At 72.1% G+C, this 8,846-nt stretch carries 5 protein-coding genes; 1 reads left to right on the plus strand and 4 read right to left on the minus strand.

Features of this window, described 5'->3' with window-relative positions:
- The first annotated feature begins 386 nt into the window (after positions 1 to 386).
- Entirely contained in the window at positions 387 to 2,996 is a 2,610-nt protein-coding gene (locus D7W79_RS33795; protein WP_158617118.1) for a carboxypeptidase regulatory-like domain-containing protein, read from the plus strand.
- Positions 2,997 to 3,001: 5 nt separating this feature from the next.
- On the opposite strand, the gene D7W79_RS33800 is transcribed toward D7W79_RS33795, so the two are convergent.
- From D7W79_RS33800 to D7W79_RS33815, 4 genes are read right to left on the minus strand one after another with little or no spacing between them, the layout of a single operon-like run.
- A complete protein-coding gene (locus tag D7W79_RS33800) occupies positions 3,002 to 3,697 on the minus strand; it encodes a S8/S53 family peptidase (RefSeq protein ID WP_120529460.1) in 696 nt (231 codons plus the stop codon).
- Positions 3,694 to 3,984, minus strand: coding sequence for a hypothetical protein (locus D7W79_RS33805; RefSeq protein ID WP_120529461.1), 291 nt, complete (start codon positions 3,982 to 3,984; stop codon positions 3,694 to 3,696). Before D7W79_RS33805 ends, D7W79_RS33800 begins: the two co-directional genes overlap by 4 nt.
- Before the next feature lie 15 nt (positions 3,985 to 3,999).
- On the minus strand, positions 4,000 to 5,784 hold the full coding sequence (locus tag D7W79_RS33810; RefSeq protein ID WP_158617119.1) for a peptidase domain-containing ABC transporter: 1,785 nt from the start codon (positions 5,782 to 5,784) through the stop codon (positions 4,000 to 4,002).
- 17 nt (positions 5,785 to 5,801) lie between these two features.
- Entirely contained in the window at positions 5,802 to 8,792 is a 2,991-nt protein-coding gene (locus tag D7W79_RS33815) for a DUF1611 domain-containing protein (protein ID WP_120529463.1), read from the minus strand.
- Positions 8,793 to 8,846 lie beyond the last annotated feature (54 nt).

Genomic DNA, 8,846 nt, shown 5'->3' on the forward strand with positions numbered 1-8,846 from the left:
TCCGCCAAGGCCAGCGCTTCTCTGTCGGGCGCCTTGAATCGCGGCGTCGGGTCCTTCGGGATGCGCCGCCTCGGCTGCTTCGCTGGCGGGCAGGGCCGTCCTGCCTCCTGCTTCATCTGCTCTCTACCCTCCCCCCAGCCCCCCTTATTTCGCGCAACCCTCCAGTCAGACAGGTTCGTGAGGAGCGCTGTCGGCAGGGCGCTTGGTGTTGTCCGCGCCCTGCGTGAACCTGTTTCGGAGTCAGGCCTGGTCCTACAGGCGGTTGCTCGTGCGCTTCGAGCCGGAACGTGAGGCCCCGGGACGCGATGGCCGATGCGGGACGGGCGCGTGGCTTCGGGAGATACTGCTGACTGGTGCCCCACGGAGGTGGGGTGAGGATGGCGGGCATGCGCAGGTGGCTCATCGGTGGAGTGGCGGTCCTGGTCGCGTGCGGCCTCGTGCTGTTCTGGGCCCTGCGCTCCGGCGGACCGGATGCTCCGGCGGGCAGCGCGGAAGCCTCACTCGCGCCGAAGGCCCCTGCGGGGGCCGAGTCCACGCCGAAGCACTCCAATCCTGCGGCCGGCAGCACGCTCCCGACGGCGCAGTCCCCGAGCGAGGCCGATGGCGTCCTGGACGTGGAGGTCCTCTCGGACGGGAAGCCTTCGCTCGGGACCACCGTGCGGCTCTACGCACCGGGCGCTCGGGCGTCCGCGTGGACGCTGATGGGCTCCGGCGTCACGGATCCGAAGGGACACGTCCGGCTCGCCTCCGGGCCCGGCCGTTACCTGGTGGCGGTGCGCGCACCGGGCCTGGCTCCACTCCTGCGCGACGTGGTGCGCCCGTATGGCGAGTCGCGCACGGCGCTGCGGATCACCCTGGCGCCCGCGCAGTCGCTCACGGGCCGCACCGTGGTGCGCGGAACAAATGAACCGCTGCCGCTCGTGGAGCTCGTCCTCACGGCGCATGCCCGCGAGCTGGAAGCCTGGCAGAGCGCCGATGCCCCCGATGATGAGCGCGTCTATGCGACGAGCGATGAGCGCGGGAACTTCCGCATCGATGGACTCGCCCCCGGTGCCTACCTGTTGGAGGCCCGTGCCCCCGGCTACGCGCGCGTGGTGATGAGCCGCCTGCGCATCACGACGGACGGACCGCTGACGCTGGCGCTCCGGCTGGCGAGCGTCATCGAGGGCTTCGTCGTGGACGCGAAGGGCCTCCCAGCCGCGGACGCCGAGGTGCGGGTGGGCGGCAATCCCTCCCAGGTGGTGACGACGGGCGCGCAAGGCGGGTTCTCCGTGGAGGTGGAGCCCGGCGCCCATCCCCTGTCCGCGCGGCGCGGCGAGGAGTCCGGCGCGCTCGACCTGCCGGTCCTCTGCGTCGCCGGCGGCACCGTGCGCGACGTGCGGATCCAGCTGGGCCCGGGCGCGGTCCTGGAGGGCCGCGTGGTGGAGGAGCCCTCGGGCGGACCCGTGGCGGGGGCTCGCGTCGAGGTCAGCCTTTCGGGCGGGGACGGAGACCCCGGCGTCGCCCTGTCGGACGCGGAGGGACACTTCCTCGTGCGAGGGCTCGCCCCCGGCAGCTACGACGCGAAGGTCACGGCTCCGGGTTACTCGCCCGCCGTCCGCCGGGGCCTGACCGTCACCCAGGGCGAGCGCTTCCCCGTGGAGCTCACGCTTTCGGGCACCGGCGCGGTGGAGGGCCAGGTGCGTGACAGGAACGGCGCGCCGGTGGCGGAGGCCCGCATCTCGGGCGCCAACCGCTGGAGCGATGGCGCGGACGCGAAGCCCATCGAGGCCCGCACCGACGCTGACGGCCACTACCGGCTCGAAGGGCTCGCCATGGGCCGCCTGTCGCTCTCCGCGCGCCACGAGGGCTCGACGGTGGGCGTCCGCCAGACCGTCTCCGTGGAGGCGAACGGCACGGCCCGGGCGGACTTCACGCTGGAGGGCACGGGCACCGTGGAGGGCGTGGTGCGCGCGGCCCGGGGCTCCCTCCCGGACGCCCCGCTGGAGGTGACGGCCCTGGCGGACGAGCCGTCTCAAGGCGTGGCCCCGGGCGTGGGCCAGGTCGGCGTGGACGCGGAGGGCGGCTTCCGCATGGTCCTTCCGTCAGGGGGCTATACGCTCCTGCTCACGGCGCGCGGCCGCTTCGTGCAGGGCCAGCGCAAGCCCGTGCGCGTGGAGGCGGGACGGACGGCCCAGGTCGAGTTCACGTGGGAGGAGAAGCGCGACGTGAACGAATACCGGGGCGTCGTCCTGGAGCCGGATGGCTCGCCCTCTCCCCACGCGGTCATCACGCTCTCGGCGGCGGATGGGCAGGGCATTCCCCTGACGATGACGCCCACGGATGAAGAGGGCCGCTTCGCCATCCCCCTGTCCCGCACGGCGCTCCCCGCCAATCGCCGCGTGATGCTGGGCGCGCGCAACGGCGGACGCTCGAGCGAGGCCCTGCCCGTGACCGCTGAACAGGAGGTCGTGGTGCGGCTGCGGCCCTCGGCGTTCCTTCGCGGCCGTGTGGTGCGCAAGGGCGAACCCGTCCGGGGCTTCTCCGTGTCGCTCCAGCTCCAGAAGGGCTTCCTCCCCCAGGGAGAGGGCGACTGGGAGTTCTCCGGCGAGCGCTTCGAGCTGCGCGACGTTCCTCCCGAGCCCGTGAAGCTGACGGCGCGCACGGTGGATGGATCCGTGGGGGAGGTCCTGGCCTCACCCGGCACGGGCGCGGTGCTCGAAGTGGACATCCCCCTGACGGAGCCCGCCACCGTGAGGGGCCGTGTGGTGAGCGGGGCCACGAAGGCGCCCGTCCCCGACGCGTTCATCTTCATCGAGGGTGAGCCGCCTTCTCCGGAGCATGCCCCGGACGCGGAGGGCCGCTTCACCCTCAAGGGCGTGCGCGCGGGCGAGCGCGTCCTCATCATCCTGGGCGGCCCGTCCCAGGGACGCCTGCGCAAGCCGCTGAAGGTGAAGGACGGCGAGGTGCTGGACCTGGGCGACGTCTCCCTGGAAGTGGCGTCGCCCACGCCGTGAGCCCCTCAGCCCTGCTTGCGCCGCCAGCCCGGTGGAGGGCCGTCGCGCAGCACCCCGGCCACCGCCACCGGGCAGGCGAAGCTGGTCGTCATGGGCACCTGCATCCAGTGGCCGCCCATGTAGAGCTTCACCTCCCGCTCCTTCACGACGTGGTCCACCTTCACGTCCGCGCCCACGCGCTCCATGAGGGCGGGGTCTCCCACGGACACCACCGACTCCAGCAGCGAGGGCAGGGTGGGCACCCCACCCGCGGCGCTGGCGATGATGGCGCCCCGTGCCGCCGCGCGGTCGATGACCTCGCGCATGGGCGCCTCCAGCGCGCGGTGGGTCGTGCCCAGGCTCAGGTTGAGCACGTCCACGCCCACCTCATCGAGCATCCACCCCAGCGCCTCCACGAGGCACAGCGAGTGTCCGCGCACGTTCCGGTCGAGCACGCGGGCCACGTAGAGCTCCACGTCCGGCCAGGGACGGACCTGGTCGTAGAGGATGCTCAGCACGGCCGTGCCGTGTCCGTGCGTGTCCTCCAGGTCCAGCGTGCTCGCGCCGGCCCGCCACGCCTCCAGCTCCTCCCGTTCGTAGGCGCGCGCCTCCAGCACCTGCGCATCCAGGTCGAGCGTGAACGACGCCGCTCCCGCCAGCCGCACCGCGTGCTCACGCAGGAAGGCCACCTCCACGCCGCTGTCGATGATGCCCACCTTCACGGGGCGCTGCCTCCGGCCCGCGAAGGCTCCCAGTGCTGGAGCTGCCGCATCACATAGGTGGCCAGGGACACGGACTCCGTGCGGGGCGGGACCGCATCCGGGACGGACACGGTGAGATGCACGAGCGAGCCCGCGAGCGCCATCCCCGCGCCGAGCACCATGAGGAGCACGAACGTGAGGGTGCCAATCCGCCGCACGACGAAGAGGCCCGCGTGGTCGGGGTCCTCCAGCAGGGGCAGCGTCGAGGGCAGCGGCGGTGCGGTGGGGCGTGGGAGCTGGTTCGCCATGATTCTCCGTCCGCGCTAGGCGGCGTCCGCCTCGCCCATGCCCGCGCGGAACAGCCGCTGGTACGGCGCGCAGCGCGCGAGCAGCTCCGCGTGCGGGCCCCGGCCCACCAGCCGGCCTCCGGCGAGCATCCACACCTCGTCGGCCAGGGGCGCGTTGGCCAGCCGGTGCGTGATGAACAGCACCGTCTGACCGCGCTCCCGGGCCCTCGCGAGCAGCCCCCGCACGATGGCGGACTCCGTCTCCACGTCGAGCTGCGAGGTGGCCTCGTCCAGCAGCAGCACGGGCGCGTCGCGGAGCACCGCCCGGGCCAGCGCCAGCCGCTGCCGCTGGCCACCGGAGAGGCTCGCGCCCGCCTCCGCCACCGGCGTGTCGTAGCCCTGGGGCAGCGCGGCGAGGACGGGCTCCAGCGCGCACAGCCGCACCGCCTGCCGCAGGTCCTCGTCGCTCACGTCGGACAGGCCCAGGGTGAGGTTGTCGCGCACGGTGCCGTGGTACAGCTCCACGTCCTGCCACACCACCGCGAGCTGCCGGCGCAGGTCGGACAGCTCCAGCGTCCGCGCGTCCTGCCCGTCGTACAGCACGCGCCCCCGGCCCGGCTCCTCCAGCCGCGTCAGGAGCCGCGCGAGCGTCGTCTTGCCGGAGCCGCTGGAGCCGACGATGGTCACCACCGCTCCGGCCGGAACGCGCGCGCTCACCTCGCGCAGCACGTCCTGCTCCGGCAGGTAGCTGAAGGACACGGCCTCCAGCTCCACCCCGCCGGAGAGCCGCTGGCCCACCGGCGCCGGGGCCGTCAGCGAGCGGGCCGGGTCCTGCTCCGGCGTCTCGTGCAGGTACTCGAAGAAGCGGCGCAGGTGCACGCCGCGCTGCTGGAGGCTGGTGACGAAGGCGATGGCCTCGATGACCGGCCCGCGCAGGTACGCGGCATAGGCCACGAAGGCCACGAAACCGCCCAGCGTCAGCTTGCCCTGGAGGATGAGCCGCCAGCCCAGCCAGGTGAACAGCGCCGTCTGCGCGGCCTCCACCGAGCGCTCGAACAGCCGCAGCAGCCCCTCCACCCCATGGGCCCGCAGGTGCGCCCGCAGCACGGACCGCATGAGGCCCGCGGCGCGCTGATAGACGAACGGCTCCAGCGCCAGCACCTTCGTCGTGCGGCTCTGCCGCAGCGTCTCCACCTGGAGCGCGCTGAGCGCACCGTGCACGCCCATCACCTCCTGCCACGCGCTGCCCATGGCGCGTCCCATGATCAGCGGCACCGCCACCACGAAGGGCAGCGTGGCCAGGGCCGCCAGCGCCAGCTCCCAGTGGAGCGACGCCAGGGTGAACGGGATGACCAGCAGGAAGGTGAGCTGCGAGAAGACGAGCCGCAGCAGCCCCAGCACCAGGGCCATGCCCGCCTTCGCGTCATCGAAGCGGCTGGTGAGCTCCCCCACCTGACGGCGGGAGAAGAAGCGGTCCGGCAGGTGCTGCAGGTGGTTGAAGAGGTAGAGCGCAGAGGAACTCTCCAGCTTCACGGTCAGGTACGCGGAGTAATAGCCCAGCAGCGTCTCCGCGAGCGCCGCCGCCACCGACGCGGCGAGGATGCTCAGCACCAGCACGTGCAGGAGCCCCAGGTCCCGCGGCGACGACACGTGGTCGAACAGCAGCCGCGTGAGGAAGGGCGGAATCAGACAGAGCAGCGTGATGACCGGGCCCAGGAGCGCGCTCCGCGCGAGCGCACCCCACGCGGGCTTGAGCAGCCGCAGCAGCGTGACCAGGTAGCGCGCCGACTGCCGCAGCCCGGGAGAGCCTTCCGCCTGCATTCCGCCGCCCGCTTCCATCACAGGTGCGTGAGCACGCTCTGGGCCAGCGCGTCCGCTTCCTCGGGAATGGCGTGGACGCGCAGGCCGGTGTGCTGCTCCATCTTCCGCCGCGCCTCCTCCAGCACCTCATCCCGGACGCCCAGGAACCACGTCTCCGTCCACCGGCTGCCCAGCAGCTTGCGCCCGCCCATCATCGCCAGCCCCACCACCGTGCAGGGCACGCCGTGCTCGCGGGCCAGCGTCTCCAGGTACTCGCGCGTGGCGACCACGTCCTCCGGCTTCGTGTCCACCGACACGGTGAGCACCACCAGGCGCGGCAGGAACGTCTCGTAGATGAGCGTGGAGGCGTTGTTCCGGCGGTCCTGGCCCGCGGGTGTGTAGAGCAGGCCGTTCTGCCCGCCGGTGATGACCAGGTCGCAGTCGCGCGCCAGGTCCGCCATGAGCCGCCGCTCGAACGCCAGCCGCTGCGGGCCTTCCACGCGCAGCACGCGCGAGTAGCCCGTGTCCGAGCCCAGCAGGATGCCCGTGGGCTCCGTGGCGTGGTGGCGCACGCGCACGTGCTTCGCCAGCGCCTCGCGCAGGTACACCTGCGTGGTGAACTTGCCCTGCACCGTGTCCGTGCCGAAGACGCCCAGCAGGTTGCGCGGGCCGTACTCCGCCGGGCCCGGCTTCGCGAGCGCGTCCTGCTCCGGCACGGCCACGCGCCAGAAGAGGTCCGGGTCCGGCTCCAGCCCGTCGAACAGGTCGTAATAGAGGATGTCGTCGTACAGCGACACCACCGGCAGCCGCTTGCGCGTGGCCACCTCCAGCAGCGCCCGGACGTGCGGCACTTCCGTCTCGAAGTTGAGCGAGCACGTGAAGACCACCGCGTCGAAGTCGTGGCGCGCGATGTCCGCCGGGTCGTTCACCACGGGCACGGACAGCTCACCGGCCTGGATGTACGCGCCCGCGTCGCTGAGCGACACCGAATCGTCGAAGACGACGGATGCCGGGGCCGGGCTCCGGTCGCGGAAGCGCAGGAGCGCGTAGCCTTCCTTGTTGTACTTGAAGACGGCGGTCCGCTTGCCCGCGAGCACCTCCATCACCTGCGCGCGCGTGTACATGTGGCGGCTGCGCAGCGTGGGGTTCATCTTGAGCGGCAGCCGCTGGTCGCCCTCCCAGATTTCCCCCAGCTTCCGGTAGAGCACCTCCGGGTCGTACTTGGGATAGGTGCGGGTGTCCGGCGCGATGAGCAGCGGCACGCCGTAGTCCGGCATCTGGAAGAGGTGCTCGCGCTCGGAGCCCTCCACGCGCAGCGCGTAGCGGCCCTGCGGGTGCAGGAGGAAGTACTGGAACGCGACGCGCAGGCCCGCGACCTCCAGCACCTCCGCGTCCAGCGTGAGCTCCCGGCGCGCCTGGGTGTTCACGCCCTCCAGGGACAGCCGGCGCAGGAGGAACGGCGGCTGCTCCTGCCCGCCGGCCCTGCTCACGTGGATGAGCACGCACTTGAAGGGGTCCACCGGGAAGGACGTGAGCAGCTCCGGCGAGAAGTCCTTCAGCCGCGACACGACGTCCGCGTAGCGCGCGAGGAACAGCGCGCGCGCCCGGTCCCGCTGCGTCGGGTCCGGAATCATGAAGAGCAGGTCGCTGCCGCTGAAGACCTCGAAGCGGCGCCACGTCTCCCGCGTCTCGGCGTCCACCGGCTCCGGCAGCTGCGCCTCCACCAGCTTGATGAGCGCGTACATCCACGCGTTGCCCGGCGTCAGCCAGTGCTCGCTGTAGAAGTCGCGCCCCCACGTCGAATAGTAGAGCCGGGGCAGCGACGGCGGCTCGGGCGGCGGCACCGGCGCCGCGGCCGGAACCTCCAGCGGCGCGGCGGGCTGCATGACGCCCTCCAGCCAGTCGATGCCCTCGTGCCACCAGTGGCCGAACAGCTCCGTGTCGAACGCGAGCACGAACGTCTGCCCGTCCTGCACGAGCGAGCGGCGCGACTCCAGCAGGTCCCAGAACGCGCGCACGTGCTGGGGCACCTGGGCGCGGGCGGCCTCCACGTCGTAGAGCGCCTTCTGTCCCAGGTCGACCTTCTGCCCGCTCACCGCGTGGTACTTGAGGCCCGTCCACACGTGGCCCCGCTTGTTCGCGGGCACGGGCACGCCCAGCTCCTCGAAGTACTCGGGGCGCAGGTCGAAGCCCACGTCCCGGAAGAACTCGCGGTAGACGGGATGGGCGGGATAGGTGGATTCAGGCGACTTCCACAGGTACAGCCCGATGCGGTAGTCGTGGACCAGCACCTCCAGATCCTCGTGGCGGAACACGCCGCTGGGGTCCTGGGGCTGCGACGCGCCAATGCCCGTCAGGCTGAGCGCGGTGCGGCGGATGCCGTGGCGTGTGAGCACGCGCTCCAGGCCCGGCTGGAAGGCGCACTCGGGCAGCCAGAGGCCGTCCGGCTCGCGGCCGAAGATGTCCTGGAAGGACTCCACGCCCCGCGCCACCAGCCGGTCCGCGACGGCGGGCTGGAAGAAGGGCAGGAAGTTGTGCTGCGGCGTGGACGTCCACAGCTGCACGCCCGGCAGCCGCGAGCGCCCCAGGCTCGCGAACACGTCGCGCAGGCTGTGCTCCCGCAGGAACGCGAGGCTGTCCTCCACGCGGCGCAGGTACATGCCCGCGGTGCGGTGGACCCGGGCGAGCGCCTCGTCCGACAGCGACTGCGGGAACTTCTCGTAGCGGTTGTAGAGGTCCAGCCGCGACGTGCGCTCCAGCTCGCGCGTGGCGATGCGCTGGAGCAACTGGAGGTAGCCGGTGTAGCGCTCCTCGCAGGCGACGAGCTGCTCCACCAGGCACGGGGTGAAGGACATCACCAGCGTGCCGGCGAAGCGCCGGGCGTCCCAGCGCTCCAGCATCCGGAACAGCGGGAGGTACGTCTCCGTCAGCGCTTCGAAGAGCCAGTTCTCCGGCTCATCGAAGAGGGGCCCCTCGCCCAACACCTGCGGCATGTGGGTGTTGAGGATCAGGGTGAGGCGCGTGTTCATGAGGGGACCGCGAGCTGGCTCTTATACACATCTCCGAGCCCACGAGACATGCGC

Origin of the sequence: Corallococcus exercitus (assembly GCF_003611585.1) — a bacterium.
In the GTDB taxonomy this organism is placed as follows: domain Bacteria; phylum Myxococcota; class Myxococcia; order Myxococcales; family Myxococcaceae; genus Corallococcus; species Corallococcus exercitus.

Excerpts from the sequence above, each read along its gene's own strand:
- D7W79_RS33795 (WP_158617118.1), top strand. The coding sequence starts at position 387 with ATGCGCAGGTGGCTCATCGGTGGAGTGGCGGTCCTGGTCGCGTGCGGC.
- D7W79_RS33805 (WP_120529461.1), bottom strand. The coding sequence starts at position 3,984 with ATGGCGAACCAGCTCCCACGCCCCACCGCACCGCCGCTGCCCTCGACG.
- D7W79_RS33810 (WP_158617119.1), bottom strand. The coding sequence starts at position 5,784 with ATGCAGGCGGAAGGCTCTCCCGGGCTGCGGCAGTCGGCGCGCTACCTG.
- D7W79_RS33815 (WP_120529463.1), bottom strand. The coding sequence starts at position 8,792 with ATGAACACGCGCCTCACCCTGATCCTCAACACCCACATGCCGCAGGTG.